At 70.7% G+C, this 22,162-nt stretch carries 18 protein-coding genes; 12 read left to right on the top strand and 6 right to left on the bottom strand.

Translation table 11 applies throughout. From position 1 onward, the window contains the following. Window positions 1-84 precede the first annotated feature (84 nt). From NWFMUON74_RS17605 to NWFMUON74_RS17580, 6 genes are all read left to right on the top strand, one after another. Window positions 85-1,350, top strand: coding sequence for an ABC transporter substrate-binding protein (locus tag NWFMUON74_RS17605; protein ID WP_232110414.1), 1,266 nt, complete (start codon window positions 85-87; stop codon window positions 1,348-1,350). Then, entirely contained in the window at window positions 1,350-3,449 is a 2,100-nt protein-coding gene (locus tag NWFMUON74_RS17600) for an ABC transporter permease family protein (RefSeq protein WP_187682976.1), read from the top strand. The genes NWFMUON74_RS17605 and NWFMUON74_RS17600 overlap by 1 nt, the downstream gene beginning before the upstream one ends. Next, window positions 3,446-6,082 (top strand): hypothetical protein, encoded by a 2,637-nt coding sequence (locus tag NWFMUON74_RS17595; RefSeq protein ID WP_187682975.1) that lies wholly within the window; start codon window positions 3,446-3,448, stop codon window positions 6,080-6,082. The genes NWFMUON74_RS17600 and NWFMUON74_RS17595 overlap by 4 nt, the downstream gene beginning before the upstream one ends. A gap of 151 nt (window positions 6,083-6,233) precedes the next feature. Then, complete coding sequence (crcB, locus tag NWFMUON74_RS17590; protein WP_197986856.1) at window positions 6,234-6,719, top strand: fluoride efflux transporter CrcB; 486 nt, start codon at window positions 6,234-6,236, stop codon at window positions 6,717-6,719. Continuing rightward, entirely contained in the window at window positions 6,716-7,078 is a 363-nt protein-coding gene (gene crcB, locus NWFMUON74_RS17585; RefSeq protein WP_187682974.1) for a fluoride efflux transporter CrcB, read from the top strand. The genes crcB (NWFMUON74_RS17590) and crcB (NWFMUON74_RS17585) overlap by 4 nt, the downstream gene beginning before the upstream one ends. Window positions 7,079-7,909: 831 nt before the next feature. Next, window positions 7,910-8,245 carry a transglycosylase family protein gene (locus NWFMUON74_RS17580; protein ID WP_187682973.1) on the top strand — a complete coding sequence of 112 codons (336 nt, stop codon included), beginning with the start codon at window positions 7,910-7,912 and terminating at the stop codon, window positions 8,243-8,245. Between the two features lie 75 nt (window positions 8,246-8,320). Here NWFMUON74_RS17580 and NWFMUON74_RS17575 read toward each other — a convergent pair whose 3' ends face one another. Both NWFMUON74_RS17575 and NWFMUON74_RS17570 read right to left on the bottom strand, forming a co-directional pair. Continuing rightward, window positions 8,321-9,172, bottom strand: coding sequence for an SDR family oxidoreductase (locus tag NWFMUON74_RS17575; RefSeq protein ID WP_187682972.1), 852 nt, complete (start codon window positions 9,170-9,172; stop codon window positions 8,321-8,323). Between the two features lie 49 nt (window positions 9,173-9,221). After that, window positions 9,222-9,911, bottom strand: coding sequence for a TVP38/TMEM64 family protein (locus tag NWFMUON74_RS17570; RefSeq protein WP_187682971.1), 690 nt, complete (start codon window positions 9,909-9,911; stop codon window positions 9,222-9,224). 270 nt (window positions 9,912-10,181) lie between these two features. Here NWFMUON74_RS17570 and NWFMUON74_RS17565 point away from each other — a divergent pair, with 270 nt between their 5' ends. From NWFMUON74_RS17565 to NWFMUON74_RS17550, 4 genes are read left to right on the top strand one after another with little or no spacing between them, the layout of a single operon-like run. Next, window positions 10,182-12,056 carry a methylmalonyl-CoA mutase family protein gene (locus tag NWFMUON74_RS17565; protein ID WP_187682970.1) on the top strand — a complete coding sequence of 625 codons (1,875 nt, stop codon included), beginning with the start codon at window positions 10,182-10,184 and terminating at the stop codon, window positions 12,054-12,056. Beyond that, window positions 12,057-14,321, top strand: a complete 2,265-nt coding sequence (gene scpA / locus NWFMUON74_RS17560) for a methylmalonyl-CoA mutase (RefSeq protein ID WP_187682969.1) — start codon at window positions 12,057-12,059, stop codon at window positions 14,319-14,321. Continuing rightward, a complete protein-coding gene (meaB, locus tag NWFMUON74_RS17555) occupies window positions 14,318-15,490 on the top strand; it encodes a methylmalonyl Co-A mutase-associated GTPase MeaB (RefSeq protein WP_232110413.1) in 1,173 nt (390 codons plus the stop codon). Before scpA ends, meaB begins: the two co-directional genes overlap by 4 nt. 60 nt (window positions 15,491-15,550) lie before the next feature. Continuing rightward, a complete protein-coding gene (locus NWFMUON74_RS17550; RefSeq protein ID WP_187682968.1) occupies window positions 15,551-17,116 on the top strand; it encodes an adenylate/guanylate cyclase domain-containing protein in 1,566 nt (521 codons plus the stop codon). 69 nt (window positions 17,117-17,185) lie between these two features. Here NWFMUON74_RS17550 and NWFMUON74_RS17545 read toward each other — a convergent pair whose 3' ends face one another. Next, entirely contained in the window at window positions 17,186-18,208 is a 1,023-nt protein-coding gene (locus NWFMUON74_RS17545; RefSeq protein ID WP_187689237.1) for a nucleoside hydrolase, read from the bottom strand. Between the two features lie 44 nt (window positions 18,209-18,252). Beyond that, window positions 18,253-19,467 carry an FAD-dependent monooxygenase gene (locus tag NWFMUON74_RS17540; RefSeq protein WP_187682967.1) on the bottom strand — a complete coding sequence of 405 codons (1,215 nt, stop codon included), beginning with the start codon at window positions 19,465-19,467 and terminating at the stop codon, window positions 18,253-18,255. A 102-nt stretch (window positions 19,468-19,569) separates the two neighbouring features. Here NWFMUON74_RS17540 and NWFMUON74_RS17535 point away from each other — a divergent pair, with 102 nt between their 5' ends. Both NWFMUON74_RS17535 and NWFMUON74_RS17530 read left to right on the top strand, forming a co-directional pair. Further along, window positions 19,570-20,142 (top strand): TetR family transcriptional regulator, encoded by a 573-nt coding sequence (locus tag NWFMUON74_RS17535; RefSeq protein WP_187682966.1) that lies wholly within the window; start codon window positions 19,570-19,572, stop codon window positions 20,140-20,142. Between the two features lie 141 nt (window positions 20,143-20,283). Further along, window positions 20,284-21,033, top strand: coding sequence for a thioesterase II family protein (locus NWFMUON74_RS17530; RefSeq protein ID WP_187682965.1), 750 nt, complete (start codon window positions 20,284-20,286; stop codon window positions 21,031-21,033). 12 nt (window positions 21,034-21,045) lie between these two features. On the opposite strand, the gene NWFMUON74_RS17525 is transcribed toward NWFMUON74_RS17530, so the two are convergent. Both NWFMUON74_RS17525 and NWFMUON74_RS17520 read right to left on the bottom strand, forming a co-directional pair. Next, window positions 21,046-21,435: a DUF2784 domain-containing protein gene (locus NWFMUON74_RS17525; RefSeq protein WP_187682964.1), complete on the bottom strand. Its 390-nt coding sequence runs from the start codon at window positions 21,433-21,435 to the stop codon at window positions 21,046-21,048. A gap of 63 nt (window positions 21,436-21,498) precedes the next feature. Beyond that, a complete protein-coding gene (locus tag NWFMUON74_RS17520) occupies window positions 21,499-21,795 on the bottom strand; it encodes a hypothetical protein (protein ID WP_232110412.1) in 297 nt (98 codons plus the stop codon). Window positions 21,796-22,162 lie beyond the last annotated feature (367 nt).

Genomic DNA, 22,162 nt, shown 5'->3' with positions numbered 1-22,162 from the left:
AACCTCGGCCTCTGGGACTGACTCGACCGGCTGCAGTGACGCGGGGGGACGATGATGAGGCGACGAGCCGTACTCCAGGCAGGCGTGCTCGCTCCGGTCCTGGCGGCGTGCGCACCCAGTGCCGTGCTCGGCAATCCCGACGCGATCCGAATCGCCGTGCCCTGGAGTGGATCCGAGCTCGTAGCCTTCCGCGCGGTGCTGACCGGGCTGGGGCTGCGGGACCGGGTCGACGTGCTGCCGCTCGGCGACGACATCGACACCGCCCTGCTGGCGCGCGGCCGCTCGAAGCCGGATCTGGTGATGCTCCCGCACGTCGGCCGGGTCCGCGACATGGCGGGTGACGGCCTGCGGCCGGTCCCGGAGTCGCTGTGGACCGACGGGCAGGGACCGCGCTATTCTCAGGTCTGGCGGGACCTGCTGTGGCACAACGGGGTTCCGTACGCGGTGCCGTTCAAATCGGCGGAGAAATCGCTGGTGTGGTACGACCGGTACGCCTTCGGCGGCTCCGGCCCTCGCGACGACCCGCAGGAGTGGACCCTGGCCCAGTGGCCGGAACAGCTGTGCCGCATCGCCGCGCACGGTCGCCGCCCGCTGGCCCTGGGCGCCGCCGACGGCTGGGTGCTGGCCTACATGTTCGCCAACGTGCTGTACTCCGAATCCACCGACGACTACGCGGAATTGGCGGCTCCCCGTGACGACCGCTCGCCGCCCCGCTGCTGGAATCGCGACGCGGTACGCCGGACGTTCCGGCAGCTCGGCGCCGTGTGGGGGCAGCCCGACGCGTTCCCCGGCGGCGTGCCCGGCGCGCTGACCCGGCAGTACCCGGACGCGGTGCGGCAGGTGTTCGAGCTGCGCGACGCCGCCATGGTGGTGGCTCCGGACTTCGCCGAGGCGATCGTGCGCAGCAGCCTGCGGCGAGCGCACCGGCCCGACGACGCGGTGGGAGTGATGCGGTTTCCGGTGGGATCGCGCGGGGTGCGGCCGCTGATCGGCGGCGGCGACGTCCTGGTGATCACCGCCGACCCGAATCCGGCGGTCGACCGGGTGGTCGAGCAGCTGGCCGCCCCCACCGCCGCGCAGCCGTGGATCGACTCCTACGGCGGGTTCCTCTCGCCCAGCCTGCGCACCCGGCCGACCTACCCGCACACCCTGGATCCCGTTGCCGACCAGCTGAATTCGTGGACCGCGTTCGATCTGGCCGACCTCATCGGCGAGGCCGGGCTGCGCAACGGGCTGTGGCGCGTCCTCACCGACTTCCTGGTGACCGTCGGGGACGGCCGGTTGGACCGGATCACCGGCGCGACCGACCGTGCCGTCGCCGCGCTCGACGAGTTCGAGCGGAGATCGTGATGTCGGTGCAGCGGCTCTACGCCAACGGCCTGGACCTGGAGCTGGCGACGCGGCGGATGGCCGGGCCGCTCGTCGGTGGCGGGCCGCCGCGCCGGTGGGTGTCGTGGGTCCTGCAGCTACCGGCCGCGGCGCTGGTCGCGGTGCTGCTGGTCGGCCCGGCGGCGACGACGGTGTGGACGGCGGCTCGGGTGCGGCCGGGCATGGTGGCGGCGTGCGCGCTGTTCGTGGCCGCGGCGGTCGGCCTGCTGCTGGTGTGCCGCCGAGACGAGCGGCTGCACACGCTGTGGCGCGCGGCCCGGCGCTCGGAGTGGCCGCTCGTGCGCCGGACGCTGGTGGATATCGCGCTGCTGCGGAACCGGACGCGCGTGTCGGTCGGGCGCTCGCTGCTGGGGCTGGGATCCGCAGTGGCGCTGGCGTTTTCGGGCTGGGTGATCGCGGTGGCGCTGGGCGCCGACGGTCGCGGCGCGTACGGCCGGACCTTGCTGTGGGTGCTGTGCGCGGCCGGGATCCTCGGCGCGGCACTGGAATTCGCCCGGCTCGGCCGCCGGGTCTGGTGGCCGTGGCAGCCGCTGATCCTGCCGTTCGGGATCTCCGCGTTCGCGGCCGGGGTGGCGTTGCGGCTGGTGTTCGAGTACCCGCAGCGGCGGTTGCCGCTGGACAGCGTGTTCGGGCAGCAACTCTGGTTGTTCGGGCTGTTGCTGGCCGTGTTCGCGTGGAGCTGGCTGGGTGTGCTGTTCGCGCTGTTCCGCGCCGCGGTGGCGGCCATCGAGGCCGATCCGGTGCGCCGGGATTTCGTGTACCAGCGTGACCCGTCGCCGAATTCCGATGTGCGGCGGCGTTCGGCGGTCGCCCGGCTGCTGCACCCGCTGCTGCGGCGGCTGGGCGGCGTCCGTGCCGCACGGCGCGCCTGGATCGCGATCCGGCGGCAGCGACGTTCATGGTCTGCGCGACAGCCCGAAATCCCTTCGCGCAAGCGACTGTTCGTGCTGGTCCGACCGGTCTTCCTGGTTCTGGGTCTGGTGGTGGCGGTGGCCGCCGCGCGGGTCTTCGACGTGGTGCTGATCGCGGTGCCCGGCTCGCTGCAGTACTCCCTGGACAGCGCGACCGTGCACTGGTGGCGCCTGGTCGGCGACGACGGGCTGGACCCCGGTGTGGCGGCGGCGTATTCGCTGCCGCTGGCGGTGCTGGTCGGCCTGGCGGCCTACATTCTCCAGACGAATGTGCGGCGCCATCGCACGGCCTGGTCGCGGAGCCCGGCGCGGGAGGCGGTGCCGCGCCGCTGGACGGCCTCCGAGGCGGTGGGTCCGCGGCGGGTGCCGCCGATCGCGCTGGGGGTGCTGCGCGTCGCCGCGGTCTCCCTGCTGGCGGTGTGGCCGCTGGTGGCGCTGGCCGTCTTCGCGTGGATCGGCGCGGACGGCCCGGGATTCCACGGGCCGGGCGCGGTGTGGCGGGACACCGAACTGCTGCAGGGCATGGTGAACACGGGGTGGGTCGCGCTGTGGGCGACGCTGCTCGTGCTGGCGGCGGCCCTACCCGTCGCGCACCATCTCGCGGCGCTGCGGTCGGACAGTGTGCTGTCGAAGGTGGCCGTGGTCTTCCTGGTGGTGTTCACGGTGCTGCCCGCGCAGATGTACGCCGGACCGATCCGCCGGGCCATCGAATTGTCCGGCCTCACCGCTACTTCCGTGTCCTCGCTGATCGTGGTGCACGCCGCCATCGGGCTACCCATCGCGGTGCTGATCCTGCGCGGCGCACTCGTCGCGCCGCAGGACAGTCCCGCCGCCGACGCCCTGTACGGGCTGGTCGGGCCGTGGACGGTGGTGTGGCGGGCAGTGGTGACCGCGCGCCCGGCGCTGGGCGCGGTGGCGGTGCTCGAATTGGTGCAGGTGTGGAACGACTTCTTCGTCGGGTTGCTGGTCAGCGGCTCGGACGTGAGCCCGTGGTCGCTGCTGCTGTGGGGTGAGGCGCGGCAGTTCAACGAGAACGCGAGCCACCTCGCCGCCGGGGCGCTGCTGGCGGCCGTGCCTCCGGCGCTGCTGCTGCTGGCGACCTGGCGCCGGTTTCTCGTGCCCGGTCTCACCGGCGGGGTGCTGCGATGACCGAGCCGTACGGCGAGCAGCGCCGCCCGCCCGCCCACGAATCGGCGGAAACGCTGATCTCGACACCGAAATCGTCTGTCTGGCAAGGACTGCTGGGCAGTGCGTGGGTGATCGCGTCCTCGATCATGCTCGAGGTGGTCGCCAAACTGCTCGAGGGCGCGGTCGGCGAGAACGAGGTCGTCACCCGGGTCGTCGGCGCGGCACGCTGGATCGTCGTGGCGGTGGTGGTGCTGGCCGCCGGATACCTGGTGTGGCGGCGCGTGTCCGACATGCGCGAACGCGTCCGCCGCGCCAGGGAACTCGATCTGACCGCGACGCTGGTCGAGCCGGCGGCGCCGGTGCCGATGCTGCTGGCGCCCACGAGGTTTCGCGGCCCCGGGCAGCGGCCGCCGCTGCGGCCGGAGGATCTCGTCGTCGCGGCGGCGCTGCGAGAACTGGCACTGCCCGACTTCGAATCGGCCGCCCTCTACGACGTGGTGAGCGCCATGCTGGCGGCCGCGGACCTGCTGCCGCAGCCGCGCCGCGCCGGCGCGGCGAACCGGCCGACGGCGGACGCGGTGATCCGCCGCCTGATGGCCCACGAGGTCCTGGTGCACTGCGCCGACGACCGATTCGCCGACACCAGACGACGCGCCGAACCCGCCGCTCCCCACGAAACCCGGCGGACCGCCGACGTCTTCCGCATCGCCGACAGCCCACCCCCCGGCGCCGCGTCCCCACCCGGGGAAAGCATTGCGTCGCTTGAACTCTGGCAACGTGCGGCCCGCCAGGTGATGACGCCCGCCCTCCTCCGCCACTACGCGGACAGGGTGCAACGCTGGGTGATCGCCCTCGACTCCACCCGCCTGGGCCCCGGTGCCCGCCGCTGGTTCACCGATGAATGGCCCCGCCTGGCCGAACTGGTCCGAGCCTGCGCTCCGGGAGGCCCGCCACCCACCGAATCCGCGCCGACCCTGCCACCCGACCTGCGCGACACGATCGACATCCGCGCACTGGCACACATCGCCGACGCCCTGGACCTCTGGTTCGCCGACAACAACTGGCCGGAGAACACCGACGGCATCGCCGCCGCCATGCGCCTGATACTCGATTCCCCGCTGGGCGACCGCTACCCGGAACTACGCGCCCAGGCCAGAATCCGAGCAGGCGACACGTCCCGCCGTCCCCGGCGATACCGCCCCCGCCGCTACGCGACCAGCCTCCAGGCCCGCCACGCCCACCGCCAAGCCCTCCACCGCCTGGAACCTCCCGAGCCACCGGCCCCCACCCCGAACCCGAACCGAACCGCCCCCCACCCTCGAAAACCCGCACAACCGATCACCGCCGCCCAGCCCGCGACAACCCCCGACCCGTCACCCAGCCCACAACCACCCACCGACACACCACCACCGACCGGCACGCACCAGCCAGCAGACCCGCCACCGGCGGCAGGTGCGCACCGATCGACCGATACGCAATCGTCGGCCGGGCCGCAGGTCTCGACGGCCGCCCAGCCGTCAACGGTCCAGCAACCGATGACGGCTGCGCAACCGCCGACCGGACCGCAACCGCCGACCGATACGCAGCTGACGACCGGCACGCAAGTTCCCACCGACGCGCTGCAGCCAGCAGACCCGCAACCAAGGACGGGCCCGCAACCACGGACCGATACGCAACCATCGGCAAGTGCGCAAGGGTTGACCGTTGCGCAGTCACGGACTGATGCGCCACCGCTGTCGGGTGCGCAAGGGTCGATCGTTGCGCAGCCCCGGGCTGATGTGCCACCGCCGTCGGGTGCGCAGGGGTCGATCGATGGGCAGCCCCGGGCTGTTGCGCCACCGCCGTCGGGTGCGCAGGGGTCGATCGATGCGCCACCGCCGAATGACACGCGAGTATCGACCGGCGCACCGGCGTCGGCGGATATGCAGCAGGCGGGTGACGCGGGTGCGGCTGGCGGCGGGCGGGGGCGGACCCGCGGGGGATGGCTCGGCCGTCTGCGGGCGAAAGGGGGTGTGGTGGAGATGCTTTCGGCGGGCGCGCGGAGGGAACGGGGGCGGCGGGATGGGCTGGACGAGGTTGTCGATCAGCTGGAGAAGGCGTGGTGGTGGCTGCCGCGTGCGGATGTGGCGGGGGAGGTGTGCGCGTTGATCGACCTCGCGGTGGTGCACTTGCGGCAGGGGCGTTTGGTGGCCGCGCGCAACCGCTTGGAGCTGGCGGAGTCGCTGACCCGGAGCGGGCGCGACCTCGCGGGTCGCGCGCACACGTTCGAGTTGATGGGTGTGCTGTGGTGGGTGCGCGGCGAACCCCGGCGGGCGCTGCGTTTCTGGCAGGTCGCCCTCACCCGCTACAGCGAATTGGACCACCGCCTCGGCACCGCCCGCTGCCTGCAGCACCTCGGTTCGGCCATGGCCGCCGCACCGGAGTACGGCAGCCTGCTGCTCGACGGCGACATCGATACGAGCGAAGTGCTGCGGCAGGCGAGCGGCTGGCTCGCCGAAGCCCGGGCCCGGCACCCGGACGCGCTGTTCGCCGACCGATACCGCACCGCGGTGTGCGAACAGCTGCGCGCCTGCGACCTCGCCCCTCTGGACCGGGCCGAGCGCTGGCCGCTGCCGGTGGCCGACGGCGGCGACGCGGCCGTAGCCCTGGCGTGATCCGGCGCACCGGTGCGCGTGTGGTTGACTCGAAAGCCGATGCGGCGGTGGGGCTCGCCGCTCCGGGCACGACCCGGAACAACCGTGGCGAAGCCGCCGACAGTCCCTACCCGATGAATACCCGTGTGGTCGAGTCGTGTAGGAGACGTGTGTGACCAGCAGGCAGACCGAGCCGATCGATCCGGATTTCGATCTCGCAGTACCGGAGCAGCGCCGCGAGCTGAGCCGCGCACACGGTGTGGTGCTGCCGGTCATCGCGACCGGCGGCGCCGTGGGCGCGCTCGCCCGATACGGCCTGGCGCAATGCTGGCCGACGCCCGCGAACGGTTTTCCCTGGGCCACGTTCGTCACCAACGTCACCGGCTGCCTGCTCATCGGCGTCCTCATGACGGTGATCACCGACATCCGGCCCGCCCATCCGCTGGTCCGCCCGTTTCTCGGCGTCGGCGTACTGGGCGGTTTCACCACCTTCTCCACCTACGCCAACGAGGCGCGCGCACTCCTGCGACCGGACACGATCGCGGTGTCGTTCGCCTATCTCGTGGGCACACTGGTGTGCGCGCTCCTCGCCACCGTCCTCGGTGTGCGCGTGACCCGCGCCGTGCACGACGGCCTGCGGGGGAGGCGAGCCGCATGACCGTGATACTGATCGTCCTCGGCGCGATGCTCGGCGCGCCGCTGCGCTATCTGATCGACCGCGCGGTGCAGTCGCGGCACGACAGCGCCTTCCCCTGGGGCACGTTCCTGGTGAATCTCACCGGCTGCCTGCTACTGGGCGGGCTGGCCGGGGCAGCCGTCTCGACGCCGCTGTTCACCCTGATCGGCACGGGTTTCTGCGGTGCGCTCACGACATACAGCACCTTCGGCTACGAAACGGTGCGGCTCACCGAGGAACGCGCCTATCTGTTCGCCGCGCTGAATGTCGTCGTCAGCGTCGTCGCCGGGCTCGGTGCGGCACTGCTGGGATATACCGCCGTCGCAGCCGTCATCGGCTGAGCGGTTCGCGCGACTCAGCCGTGCGCGGTTGCCGTTCACGCGATAAACCTTCCCGCAGAACCGAACTCGGACGTCCGCGACGATTCCCGCGAGCCGGGCGCCGCAGCCGTCGGGCTCGATCCTGCCGGCGCGCGGCGAGTCGACCAGCATCACGATCAGCGTGATCGAAAAGAATGGCGACGTACCCGTCGATTCCGGGTACGACGACATTTCCTGCGCCGCAGCGGATTACGAAGCTTCGGTAGGCGGCGGCCGATGCACTGCCCGGTCCGACATTCGGATTTCGTGTGACGCAAAGAAATTCAGCACCGTTGCGCGAGCTGAAAGGTGAACGAATAGAACCGCCGCCTATTCGGCGCCTGACCGAGCGGTCCGCGTCCCGGCCGCCGCCTGGAGGTTGCCGTCGATGTGTCCCGGCCACGCTGCCCGAGGCGGTCCATTTCGTTACCTACCTGGTCGGACTCGTTACCAAAGGCCCAGGTAGAGGTCGAAACCTTGCTCTAAACGTGACCCAGACCACAATGTAGCTGTGATCTCGGTTACATAACAAACGGATAACTACGGGCATGTAATACCCATTTCCGCCTTTCGATCTGCATAAATAACGTACATCTCACGTCTTGGTCGAGACTTCATGGTTGTTATCGCAACGTGATCCATCGAGATTTGTTCGTTACCGTCGGTCGCGGCCCGGAACAACGGGCTGACGCTCGAATCGCCGAACACCGGCAACCCTGTCCCGCGATTCGAGTTCGACCCCGACATCACTGGGGACAGGGACCCGGTAACGCATTTCCACCGGGCCGGCTGGGCGCAGGCAGGAACCACTACATGTCTCGTAACCGTAAGTTCAGCTCCCGCGCTCTCGGTCTCGCCGCCGTCGCCGGCGCTCTCGTCGCCGTGCCCTTCGGCCTGACCTCCACCGCGTCCGCCGAGGGCGGCCACGACTGGGATGCCGTCGCACAGTGCGAGGCCAGCGGCAACTGGGGCGCCAACACGGGTAACGGCTACTACGGCGGCCTGCAGTTCACCCAGAGCACCTGGAACGCCTACGGCGGTACCGGCAACGCCGCGGACGCCAGCCGCGAAGAGCAGATCGCTGTCGCGGAGAACGTGCTCGCGGGCCAGGGCCCGGGCGCGTGGCCCGTGTGCGGCGCGTACCTGTAAGGCTACGCGGCCGACCAGACTTTCACGGCCCCGCTGCCCGGTGTCCCGGGCAGCGGGGCCGCGTCGTGTCCGGACCTACCTCGGACCTTCCGGTGGCCAGCGCCGGAAGCCGCCCTCGGCGTGCACCACATTGCCGGTGACCCACTCCGCCTCGTCGGTGGCGAGCCACGCGATGAGACGGGCCGGATCATCGGGCATGCCCCAACGGCCCGCCGGGAACCGGGCGGCGATGAAGTCGTAGTCGTCGCCGGTCAGGTAGCCGGTGTCGACCGGTCCGGGATTCACCGTGTTCACGGTGATGCGCCGGGATGCCAGGGCCGTCGCGAGCGTGCGGGTGATCGAGGCCAGGGCGCCCTTCTGCAGCGCGTAGGCCACCTCGTCGGGCATGCCGTCGGCGATGCCCTGCCCGGATGTCATCATCACGACCCGGCCGCCCGGCCGCGGCGGGCGGGCCGCCGCGAACGCCTGGACGAGCAGGATCACCGAGCGCGTGTCGACGGCCCAGTGCGCGTCCAGCATCGGGGCGTCGATGCTGTCCAGCGTGCCGTCGCGCCCGCTGCGCGCGTGATTGGCGACGAGAATGTCCAGCCCGCCGAGCCGCGCCGCCGCCTCGGCGACGAGCCGCGCCGGTGCCGCCGGATCGGCCAGATCGCCCGGTCCCGCGACGATCTCGGCGCCCGGATCGGCGCGCGCCGCCCGGACCCCGGCCACGACCGCTTCGGGTTCGTCCGCACCCCAGGGCATCTCCGCATCGTGCGGAACATGATGATGCAGATACACGCTCGCCCCGTACGCGGCCAGCCGCCGCGCCACGGCATACCCGATACCAGCACGACGGCTGGCCCCCGTGACGAGGGCGGCCCTTCCGCGCAGCGGCAGCGGATCGCGACGCAGATCGTCGGGATCGGGATGCGGTGGCAGCGGCATAGGCACATGATGCCGATCACGCCGCGCCCGAGACAGCCGATTTCGCGAGTCAGTGCGCCACCGGCTCCTGTTCCATCGGGGCCGCGGGCTCCGCGAATTGCTCTGCGCCCCAACGCGCGTCGACGACCAGGCCGATCACGCCGAGGGCGATGCAGATCCCCGACAGCACCAGCAGTCCCGGCTCGGTCCGCCCGGTGAGCGCGTCGCCCAGCACCACCACGCCGATCGTGCCGGGCAGGATCCCGACGACGGTGGCCAGCAGGTACGGCGCTGTCCGGATCGACGACAGCCCGGCGCAGTAGTTGATCACCGAGAACGGCACCGGCGCGATCAGCCGCAGCGAACCCACCGCCAGCCACCCCCGCCGCGCCAACCGGCGATCCACCGCCCGCACCGCCGGATGAGTGAGCCGAGCCGCCACCTGATCGCGGTCCAGCGCACGTACCAGCAACAACGCGAGCGCGGCGCTGACGGTCGTCGCGGCCACCGCCAGCCCGATGCCGAGCACCGGCCCGAACAGCAATCCGGCGCTGAGTGTGAAAACGGTCCGGGGGAACGGCGCCACCGTGACGATCGCATGCACCGCGAAGAACACCAGCGGAAACAGCGGACCGACCGAATCGGCCCAGTCGCGCACCTGCTGCGGCGCCGGATGCGGGGTGAGCAGCGCGACCGCGACCAGGGCCGCGCCGAGTACCAGCAGCGCCAGGACGCGCGGATTGCGGATTCTCCTCAGCACCGCGTCAGAGTACCCGCCGCGCGGCGGCGCCGAGGTTACCGGCGGGTAGCTCCGGGCCGTGCGAACCGGCCCGTGGCCGGCGGTTAGCATCAGCACGGCAAGGAGGAATGCCGGTTAACCGAAATGCTGATTGAACTGCGCGAACCATCGCATAAGCACCGAGCGAACGAGACACACAGCGCGCTGCGAAGACGGTGCGAAGGGTTGGGTGTGCGCCCGGGTTTGCGGTACAGCTGGAGTATCGGATCGAGTGGAAGAGGGACAGCAGCGATGCCGATTGGTTCGGATCCGGGCGAGGAGGCAGTGCCCGGGTATGCCGCATGGCGCAAGGGCGTGGCCGGTGTGCTGGCCAAGGCCCGCAAGGTGGACGCGTCCGAACTCGGAGACGAGCCGGAGCGGCTGCTCGATGTCTCGACCTACGACGGGCTCACGGTGGCCCCGCTCTACACCCGCCGCGACGAATTGCCCGAACAGCCGCTCCCCGGCGAGTTCCCGTTCGTACGCGGCACCGACGCGACGCGCGACGTGCACCGGGGCTGGTACGTCGCGGCGCGATTCGACGGCAGCGACGCCACCACGGTCAATCGCGAGATCCGCACGGCGCTGGAGAACGGAGTCGGCGCGGTGTGGCTGGGTGCGGGCGAACGCGGTGTGCCGGTCGCCGAACTGCCCGCCGCCGTGCGCGGGTTGCTGTTCGAGCTGGCTCCGCTGCTGCTGGACGCCGGCGCCGACGGCGCCGACGCGGCGGCGCGACTGTTCGCCGTGCTCGACGACTACCGCATCGAGGGTGTCGCCGACCCGAATCCGGCCGACATCCAGATCTCGCTCGGCGCCACCCCGCTGACCAGCCGCTTCAACGGCACCACCCACGTCGGCACGGACACCGCGGTCGCGCTCGCCCGGCAGTCCGTCGCGCGGCCGGAGACGGTGCGCGCGATCACGGTCTGCGGCGTCGCGTTCCACAACGCGGGCGCCTCCGACGCGCAGGAGCTCGGCGCCGCGGTGGCCGCGGGCCTGGAGTACCTGCGGCTGCTGACCGCCGCGGGCGTGGACGTCGCGGATGCGCTGGGGCAGTTGCTGTTCCGGTTCGCCGCCACCGACGACCAGTTCGAGACCATCGCGAAATTCCGTGCGGCCCGGCGGTTGTGGGCGCGGGTGGCGCACGAGCTGGGCGCGCCCGCGTTCGGCAACGCGCCCCAGTACGCGGTGACCTCGGCGGCCATGATGACCCAGCGCGACCCGTGGGTGAACATGCTGCGCACCACGCTGGCCGCCTTCGGCGCGGGCGTCGGCGGCGCGGACTACGTCACGGTGCTGCCCTTCGACGCCGCGCTGCCGCCCGGCGAACTCGACGTGTCGCAGGCGTTCTCGGCGCGGATGGCGCGCAACACCCAGCTGCTGCTGCTGGAGGAATCGCATCTCGGGCACGTGCGGGACCCGGGGGCGGGTTCCTGGTACGTGGAGAGCCTCACCGATCGGCTGGCCGAGCGCGCGTGGGGGTTCATGCGGGAGATCGAGCGCGCCGGCGGCTATGTGGCGGCGCTGGACTCGGGGCTGCTGGCCGATCGCATATCCGCGGTCCGCGCGCAGCGCGAAAAGGATGTGGCCCACCGGAAGACGGCGGTCACCGGCGTCAACGAATTCCCGAACCTGGCCGAGGAGCCGCTGTCGGAGGCGGCCCGCCGCCCCAGCCGAGTCGCCCGGTACGGCGCGGCGTTCGAGGCGCTGCGCGACCGGTCCGACGCCTACCTGGCCACGCACGGCACCCGGCCGCGCGCGCTGCTGGTGCCGCTCGGCCCGGTGTCCGAGCACAACGTGCGGGTGACCTTCACGGCGAACCTGCTGGCGTCGGGCGGAATCGAGACGATCAATCCGGGCACCCTGGACATCGCCGGAATCGGCACAGCCGCAACCGAATCCGGTGCCACGATCGCCGTGCTGTGCGGCACCGACGCCCGCTACGCCGCCGAGGCCGGCGCCGCGGTCGAACAGTTGCGCAGCGCGGGCATCGCGACGGTACTGCTGGCCGGGCCCGAGAAGGCCGTGGCCGAACTGTCCGGCACGGAGCGGCCGGACGCATTCCTGACGGCGCGCATGGACGCGGTGACGGCCCTGTCCGGCCTGCTGGAAAAGCTGGGAGCGTAGATGACGACACGGGAAATCAAGCATGTCATCGGCAGTTTCGCCGACGTGCCGCTGGGCGAGACCGCCGCGGCGGAGGTGAGCGGCGCGCAGGTCGAACAGTTCGTGCGCGCGGCCGCCGCCGCGAATCACTATGCGCCCGAACAGCTGGTGTGGTCGACCCCGGAGGGCATCGACGTGCCGCCGGTGTTCACCAAGGCCGACCGCGACCGCATCGCCGCCGAGGGTTATCCGCTGGACTCGGTACCGGGCGTCGCGCCGTTCGTGCGCGGGCCGTACCCGACCATGTACGTGAACCAGCCGTGGACGATCCGCCAGTACGCGGGCTTCTCGACCGCCGCCGACTCCAACGCCTTCTACCGGCGCAACCTGGCGGCCGGTCAGAAGGGCCTGTCGGTGGCGTTCGACCTGGCCACGCACCGCGGCTACGACTCCGACCACCCGCGCGTGACCGGTGATGTCGGCATGGCGGGCGTGGCGATCGATTCCATCCTGGACATGCGGGAGCTGTTCGATCACATTCCGCTGGACCAGGTCTCGGTGTCGATGACCATGAACGGCGCGGTGCTGCCGATCCTGGCGCTGTACGTCGTCGCGGCGGAGGAGCAGGGCGTCAAGCCCGAACAGCTGGCCGGAACCATTCAGAACGACATTCTGAAGGAGTTCATGGTCCGCAACACCTACATCTACCCGCCCAAGCCGTCGATGCGGATCATCTCCGACATCTTCGCCTACACCTCGGCCAAGATGCCGAAGTTCAACTCGATCTCCATCTCCGGCTACCACATCCAGGAGGCCGGTGCCACAGCGGATCTGGAGCTGGCCTACACCCTCGCGGACGGCGTGGAGTACATCCGCGCCGGACTGGCCGCGGGCATGGAGATCGACCAGTTCGCGCCGCGGCTGTCGTTCTTCTGGGCGATCGGCATGAACTTCTTCATGGAGGTCGCGAAACTGCGTGCGGGACGGCTGCTCTGGAGCGAGCTGGTCTCGAAGTTCGAGCCCGAGAGCCAGAAATCGCTGTCGCTGCGCACCCACTCGCAGACCTCCGGATGGTCGCTGACCGCGCAGGACGTGTTCAACAATGTCGCACGCACCTGCGTAGAGGCGATGGCCGCGACCCAGGGCCACACCCAGTCGCTGCACACCAACGCCCTGGACGAGGCGCTGGCGCTGCCGACGGACTTCTCCGCCCGCATCGCCCGCAACACCCAGCTGCTGATCCAGCAGGAGTCCAACACCACCCGGCCGATCGACCCGTGGGGCGGCTCCTACTACGTGGAGTGGCTGACCCACCAGCTCGCCGAGCGCGCCCGCGCGCACATCGCCGAGGTGGAGGCGCACGGCGGTATGGCACAGGCGATTTCGGAGGGCATCCCGAAGCTGCGCATCGAGGAGGCCGCCGCTCGCACCCAGGCCCGCATCGACACCGGTCAGCAGCCGGTGATCGGCGTGAACAAATACCAGGTCGAGGAGGACCAGCAGATCGAGGTCCTCAAGGTCGAGAACTCGCGGGTGCGCGCCGAGCAGGCCGAGAAGCTGCGCCGCCTGCGCGCCGAACGCGACTCGTCCGAGGTGGAGCGCACGCTGGCCGAATTGACCAGGGCCGCGGCGTCTTCCGAGGGCGGCATGGGCAACAACCTGCTCGCCCTCGCCATCGACGCCGCGCGCGCCAAGGCCACCGTCGGCGAGATCTCCGACGCGCTGGAGCAGGTCTACGGGCGGCATCAGGCGGAAATCCGTACTCTCTCAGGCGTTTACCGCGAGGAGGCCGGCAAGGTGACCAACATCAGCAGGGCGATCGACCTCGTCGAGGAGTTCGCCGAGGCCGAGGGCCGCCGCCCCCGCATCCTGGTGGCCAAGATGGGCCAGGACGGGCACGACCGCGGCCAGAAGGTGATCGCCACGGCGTTCGCCGACCTCGGCTTCGACGTCGACGTGGGCCCGCTGTTCCAGACCCCGGAAGAGGTGGCGCGGCAGGCGGCCGACAACGACGTGCACGTGGTGGGCGTGTCGTCACTGGCGGCCGGCCACCTGACGCTGGTACCGGCCCTGCGGCAGGCGCTGGCGGACGCCGGGCGGCCCGACATCATGGTCATCGTCGGCGGGGTGATCCCGCCGGGCGACTTCGAGGAGCTGTATCGGGCGGGCGCCGCGGCCATCTTCCCGCCGGGCACCGTGATCGCCGACGCCGCGGTCGGCCTGCTGCGCAAGCTCGCCGCGGAACTCGGCCACGAGATCGGCGGCACGGTCACCGGCGCCGAATGAGCGAGCCGACACCGGCGACCGGAGGCGGCGACGAGTCGCCTCCGGCGCAGCGTGGTGAGGAGTCGCCTCCGGCGCAGCGTGGTGAGACAGTGAACGTCCCTGGCACACAAGCCTTGTCGACCGAACGGGGCCTGCCCCCGGCAGTGCGTTCCGCCGCCCGCGACACCGGCGGTGGACGCAGGCGCGAGGTCGACGTGGAACGACTCGCCCGATCCGTGCGCGACGGCGAGCGCGCGGGCCTGGCACGCGCCATCACGCTGGTCGAATCCACCCGGGCCGATCACCGCGAAGCCGCGCAACGGCTGCTGCTGGAACTGACGCCCGACGTCGGCCGGATCGAATCCAACCGGGTCGGAATCACCGGCGTCCCCGGCGTCGGCAAGTCGACCTTCATCGACGCGCTGGGCATGTACCTGATCGGGTCGGGACATCGGGTGGCGGTGCTCGCGGTCGACCCGTCCTCGACCCGCACCGGCGGCTCCATCCTCGGCGACAAGACCCGCATGGCCCGGCTGTCGGTGGAGCGCGACGCCTACATCCGCCCCTCGCCGACCGCGGGAACACTGGGGGGCGTGGCGAAGGCGACCCGCGAGACCATCGTGTTGCTCGAGGCCGCGGGCTACGACGTGATCCTGGTGGAGACCGTCGGCGTCGGCCAGTCCGAGGTCACCGTCGCCAATATGGTCGACGTCTTCTGCTTCCTCACCCTGGCCCGCACCGGAGACCAGTTGCAGGGCATCAAGAAGGGCGTACTGGAGCTGGCCGATCTGGTCGCGGTCAACAAGGCCGACGGCCGCCACGAGATCGAGGCCAAGTCGGCGGCCCGGGAACTCCAGGGCGCCATGCGCCTCATCCATCCGCGCGAATCGCTGTGGCGCCCACCGGTTCTCACCATGAGCGGCCTCAACGGCACCGGCCTGGACCGGTTCTGGGACACCGTCCTCGAACACCGCCGGGTCCTCACCGAAGCGGGTGAATTCGCCGAGAAGCGCCGCCGCCAGCAGGTCGACTGGACCTGGACCATGGTGCACGACCAGCTCCTGCGCCGCCTCGCCGACAACCCCGCCGTGAAATCCGTTCGCGCGCAAGTGGAGAAGGGCGTCCGCGACGGCTCACTCACCCCGGCCCTGGCCGCGGAGGAAATACTGCGCGCCTTCGACCAGCGCTGAACCCGCCCGCGCGGGCGATGCGGCCGACCACGGCGGAGCATCGCCGAATACGCTGCTTCCATGGTCGACAGTGAGCTGACGTCGGAGGCCCTCGGGCCCGCGCCCTGGGGGTCGCGGTTGCTGGGGTCGGCGGACGAGACGTCCGGGGTGCGGCGCCTGCGGGTACAAGCGCTGCTGACGATTCCGCTGCTGGTCGCCAATCTGACCGGAATCGCCGTGGTGGTCGCGCTGGTGGGTTTCGTGCTGCCGGGCCCGTCGGTGTTCAGCCGCCGGCTGATCCTGCAGAACGTCGTCGCGACGCCGCTGTACGCGGCGCTGGCGGTGGTGGTCGGCACGGTGTGGGGGACCGTGTGGGGAGTGCGGACCTTGCGCTGGGCGATCGATCCCGACCGCGTCCCCAACCCGGCCGAGCAGGCGGCCGCGGTCCGGGTGCCGCGGCGGCTGGTGATGCAGCAGGCGGTGCTGTGGCTCGGTGGCGCGATCGTGCTGACTCCGCTCTATGGCCTCGTGGACCTCGCCTTCGTGCCGAAACTGTTGCTGGGCATGGGTTTCACGGTCGTCGTGGTGTGCGCCAACAGCTACCTGATCGCCGAGTTCGCGCTGCGCCCGGTCACCGCGCGGGTGCTGGAGGCCGCCCCGGCCCGCCGGTTGCGCGGCTTCGGTGTATTCGGCCGTTCGGTCCTGGTGTGGACGCTCGCGACCGGAGTGCCGGTGACGCTGGCGATGGTGCTCGCGGTGCTGTCGCTGTGCGGCATGGATTTCAGTGAGGCCCGGCTGGCGATCTGCGTGCTGTCGCTGGGCGGCGCGACGCTGGTCTTCGGCCTGTTGCTGATGACCCAGACCTTCGCGGCCACGGTCGCGCCGGTGCGCACCGTGCGGCGCGCGCTGCGCCGCGTCGAGAACGGCGAACTCGACGTGCGCGTCACGGTCTTCGACGGCACCGAACTGGGCGAGCTGCAGAGCGGTTTCAACCGCATGGTGGACGGGCTGCGCGAGCGCGAGCGGATCCGGGATCTGTTCGGCCGCCACGTCGGCGACGAGGTGGCCGACGCGGCGCTGGCCCGCAACCCCGAACTCGGTGGTGAGGAGGTGGAGGCCGCCGCGCTGTTCATCGACATCGTGGGATCCACCACGATGGCCGCGACCCGGCCCGCCGACGAGATCGTCGCGATGCTCAACGACTTCTTCGGCGTCGTGGTGGACGAGGTGGAGCGCTGCGGCGGCCTGATCAACAAGTTCGAGGGCGACGCCGCGCTCGCGGTCTTCGGCGCCCCCGCCCCGCTGACCGACCACGCGGGCGCAGCGCTCGCCGCGGCCCGCGCCATCCGCCGCCGATTGTCCGAGAGCGCGCGAGAATTCGACGCCGCGATCGGAGTGTCGTCGGGCCGCGTGGTGGCGGGCAACGTGGGCGCGCGGCGCCGGTACGAGTTCACCGTGATCGGCGACGCCGTCAACGAGGCGGCGCGGCTGTGCGAGCTGGCCAAGCAGGAGCCGGGCCGGGTACTCGCCGCCGCGGTCACCGTCGAGGCCGCCGCCGCGGCCGAGCAGGACCGGTGGCACACCGGCGAATCGGTGGTACTGCGCGGCCGGGTACAGCCCACCCGGCTGGCGCGGCCGCAAGCCTAGCCGAGCCCGAACATCCGAACGGCGTTGGCATCCGGGCCCAGGCGTTGCCCTCGGTGCTCATCTGTCCACTTACGCCCGCGTGCCGGACGCGCGGGCGAAGTCACCGACGCGGGCGATCAACCGGTCGAAGAACGCCTCCGGGTCGGTCCCGATCACGATGTCGGCGTTGGGTTCTCGGCCCCACATCCCCGTCCAGTCCGCGATGGTGGCCCCGCGGGTGAGGGTCCCGGTCAGCTCGACGTCGACGGTGGCGGGCCGGGTGCGGGCGAGCGCCGGGTCGAGCGCGACCGCGGCGGCGAACGGATCGTGCATGTGCGCGATATATCCCTGGCCGTAGGCGTGGTGGAACTCGAAATAGAACCGCACGGCGTCGGTGACGAACCGGACGATCGCGTTACCCGCCTTGGACACCGCACCGGGCGGGTCGTTCTCGCTGAGGAGTTCCACCGGCAGGCTGTGCGCCCGTTCGGCCAGCCGCGCCAGATGGTCCGGGTGCATCTCGATGGTCTCGGTGACGTCGAGCCCGCAGACCAGGGGCCGCCGATCGGCCGGCGCCGCCGCGAAGGCGGCGAACACCTCCTGCCAGGCCTCGGGATCGACGTGCACGTTCCACTCGTTCGTGGGCGTGGTGTTGCCGGGATGCCCGAACGCGCCACCCATCACGACCAGGCGCCGCAGCAGCCGGGGAAGTTCGGGCTCGAGCCGCAGGGCCAGCGCCAGATTGGTGAGCGGTCCCGTGCACAGCCCGACGACCTCGCCGGGATGCGCACGGGCGGTGTCGACCCACAGTTCGGCCGCCGACCGCGATGACAGCTGCCGGGTGGGCGGTGGGAACCGCGCGTATCCGACGCCTTGCGGGCCGTGGGTGTCCTCGGTGGTGCGCAGCGCGATCGCGAGCGGCCCGGCCGCGCCCGCCGCGACTTCGATGTCGGGGGCGCGGCACAGCTCCAGCAACGCCAGGTTGTTCGCGGCCACCTGAGCGGTGGCCACGTTCCCCGCGGTGGCGGCGATACCGGTGATCTCGGCCTCCGGGCTGGCGAGCAGGTACAGCAGGGCCAGCGCGTCGTCGATGCCGGTATCGACATCCATCATGATCTTCTGCCGCACGAGTCGAGCCTAGCGAGCGGTGTGGGCCGTCAGTACGTGGGCAGTTCGTAGCTGTCGGTGTCGGAGAAGAACGCCTTCATCATCACCGGCCGCAGCGGCCGCGACATCATGACCCGCGCGGAGGTGCGCGAGAGCGCCGCGCCGATCCGCGTATGCGGCAACATCATCTTGATCCCGCCACCGGGCATCTGTTTGGCCTCGGCCAGGAACGGCGTCACCTTCTCCTCGTACCGGGCCAGCGCGGCGGGGAGATCATCGGGGGTCGAGGCGATTTCCCCGGCCAGGATGTAGGCGCCGACCAGCGCCATCGCGGTGCCCATGCCCGTCATGGGGGAGCCGCAGTAGCCCGCGTCTCCGGCCAAGGTCACCCGACCGGCCGACAGTGTCGGCATATCGATGCGCGCGAGTTCGTCGAAGTAGAAGTCCGGGGTCGTTCGCATCGCCTCCAGCACGAGCGGCGCGTGCCACCCACCCCCCGCCAGCATGTCGCGGATCAACCGGTGCTGCGCGGAAACATCCCGGCGCAGTGCCGGATTCGCGTCCATACGCACCGTGATCATGGCCTTGGCCGTGCTCGGATCACCATCGGGCCGGATGCCGAGGGCCACGCTGCGCATCCGATACATCGCGAACCAGCCCGGCCGCACGTCCGGCGGGGTCGGGATGGTGAAGAACGCCCCGTACCCGCCGAGGAACGTCGCGAACCGCTCCTCCGGTCCGAACGCCAGCCGCCGGGTGGCCGAATGCACGCCGTCCGCGCCGACGACGAGATCGAATCGTCCGGTGCGGCCGGACGCGCAGGTGACCTCCACACCGGTGTCGTCCTGGCGCAGGGCCTCGATCCAGTCGCCGTAGCGATAGTCCAGTTCGCCGCCCGCGCCCGTGACCTCGTCCAGCAGCACCTGATTGAGGTCCCCGCGGGTGATCTCGATTTCGGCGACCGGTCCCTTGCCGTCGAACATCTCCATCGGCATGGTCGCGAACTCGCGGCCCCGGGCGTCGACGTAGGCCATGCCCAACTCCTGCAGCTGGTACTTGCGAATGCCCGGCATCAGCCCCATCCGCTCGGCGACCTCCCGGCTGGGCCCGCGCAGATCCACGGCCTGCCCGCCGGGCCGGGGAGCGTCGGCGCGCTCGAGGACGGTGACCCGGGCGCCGGCCCGGAGCAGTTGCAGCGCAACGGCATTGCCGGCGATGCCGCCGCCGGAGACGAGGACGTGGGGGAGGGGTGCGGAGGCAGTCACGATGTTTCCTGTTCTTTGGTTCGAATGTCTTAGACAAATGTCTAACACAGGTTGGCACGGATGTCTAGAACAAACGTCTAAGACGCTGGTAGGGTGGGCTGCATGGGAAACCGGGAAGATCTGCTGGCAGGTGCTCGCAAGGCGATCCTCGAGCGGGGACTCGCCAAGGTGACGGCGCGCGATATCGCGGCGGCCGCCGGTGTCAGCCTGGCGGCCATCGGTTACCACTTCGGCTCGAAGGACAGGCTGGTGTCCGAGGCGATCACCGAGTCGATCGGCACCGATATCGGTGACGGCATGGAGGCCGCGATCCGCGACGCGGGGGAGGGGCGGTCGCTGTGGGAGGCGATCGAGCCGACGTGGAACGGCATGCTCGACGTCGTCCAGAACAACCACGAGCAGCTGCTGCTGAGCCTGGAGAACGGGCTCCGCATCGCGCGCTCGGAGGAGCTGCAGGCGTACCTGTCCGACGCCACCGAGGGCGCGTATGCCGACCTGGGTGCGGTATTGCGCGAGCTGCACCCGGAGTTGTCGGCGAAGGAGGCGCGCGCGGTCGCCAAGCTCTATTTCGTGCTGTTCCAGGGCTACGCCATGCTGGCGCTGCTCGCTCCCGCCGGTGACCTGCTGCACGGCGAGGACGTGGAACTCGCGGTGCGGGCGTTGCGCGGAAAATGACATCGGCTGCCGCTGCGACGTGTGCGTGAATGCACGCTGTGCAAGGTGCGCATCGGGGGATGGCAGCCGGGCGTCGGCGCTGTGCGATGCTCGAACTGGATGCTCGTGCCGAATCCACGGTAGGCGTTCGAAGGAGGCGACGTGGCGGTAGACGGCAGCGGCACCTGGTTGCGGGAGTTCCGGACGGAGGCGCGGCCGCGCGCGGTGCTGGTGTGCTTCCCGCCGGGCGGCGGTTCGGCGAGTGCGTTCCGTCCGCTCGCGCAACGAATGGACGGCATCACCGTCGTCGCCGTGCAGTACCCGGGGCGACAGGACCGCCTCGGTGAGCCGATGGTCGACGATATCGGCGCGATGGCCGCCGAGGTGGCCCGCGAGTTGACGACCCTCGCGCAGCCCGCCGGGCTCGCGCTGTTCGGGCACAGCATGGGCGCCACCGTCGCGTTCGAGACCGCCCGCCGCCTGGAGGCCGCGGGCCGCGACCTGACCCGCCTGTTCGTCTCGGGCCGCATCGCCCCGTCGGCGCCGTACCCCGGCCGCCTGCACGATGCGCCCGACGCGGACCTGATCGCGGAACTGGAGCGGCTCGCCAACGACCCCGCCTCGGTGGCCGTGCTACGCACCGAGCCCGGACTGGCCGACCTCGTACTGCCCGCCGTCCGCAACGATTACCGGGCGGTCGAGACCTACGCGCTCGCACCCGGAGAACCGTTGCGCTGCACCATCTCCGCGCTGCTCGGCGACGCCGACCCCACCGTCACCCCCGAGCAGGCCGGGCAGTGGCGCGACCACACCACCGGCGAGTTCGAGCTGGCGACCTTCCCCGGCCGGCACTTCTACCTGGACGAAAAGGTTGCCGAGGTGGCCGACTACATCGCCGCGCGCCTGCCCTGACGGCGCGGCCGGCTACTGCGGCGAGGGCGGAATCGGCGTGAGATAGTCCCGTCGCCGCGACAACCACCACAGCCCGGCCCACGACATCGCCACCACGATCACCACCAGCACCCGCACCAGATCCAGCGCGTCTCGCGGATACAGGACTCCGGTGATGTAGTGGTCGATGAACCCGCCCGGCGGCAGTCCGGCGGCACCGCCCCGGTGCCGAGCCCAGTTCTCCAGATGGGTGAGCGGGCAGTCGACCCCGAAGAGCACCGTGCTGAACCCCCAGCCGACGGCCGCCAGATGCGTCCAGATGGTCCAGCGCCACCGCCACGTGAGGAACCCGCCCGTCACCAGGTAGACGACGAACAAGTAGTGCACGCCCGCGGTGACGTCTGCCAGCAGCCGGTACATCACACATTCAGCTTAGAAGGACGTGACCCGGATGCCCACCGAGTTCGCGCCCACCCACCTTCCGGCTCAGCGATTCTCCGCGGCCACCAACCCCGGCAACTCGTCCAGCGACCGAATTCGGGAGTCGGCGAGCGCGACTTCGGGGGAGTCGCGGTTCCCGACGATCCCTACCCAGACCGCGAGGCGGCGCAGGTCCGAAAGCGCTTGCCGCACTTCGGAATAGAGATCACCCTCGGTGATCCCCGGCCCGTGCGCGGCAGTGAGCGACTCACGCTCGCGATCCAGATCGAACCCGGGCCGGAACACCTCGAAAACCTCGGAGTAATCCCGTCCGGCAGCGATCACTCCACCGAGCACGCCCATGAACGTCAGCCGGGGGACTCCGATCCAATCCGCCCATTGCTCATACCGTCGAGTCTCATCGACCAGGGTCTCTCCGACATCGAAAAACGACAGCCTCGATCACCGGGGCAGCCTAACGGCGAAGAACGAGGATGCATTGCCGATACCTATATACCGATATGCGAATTCTGGCATGTAAAAGGTTTGTCGAGTGGATGCGAGATGCTCGAACTTCGATGGGGGAGCGGCAGCAGTGACGGCATCCGAGATGCTCCTCGGGGGGCGTCGCCCAGCCCTAAGGTCCGGCGCGGTCAACCAATATGACTGTGTAACAAGGCGTTCGGGCGGGCGAAGGCTTGGCAGGCGGATCGCAGTGAGCAAGCCGGTA

It is taken from the genome of Nocardia wallacei, from assembly GCF_014466955.1.
Taxonomy (GTDB): domain Bacteria; phylum Actinomycetota; class Actinomycetes; order Mycobacteriales; family Mycobacteriaceae; genus Nocardia; species Nocardia wallacei.
Note: the sequence above shows the minus strand (reverse complement) of the source record. Positions and strands in the feature narration are given on the sequence as shown.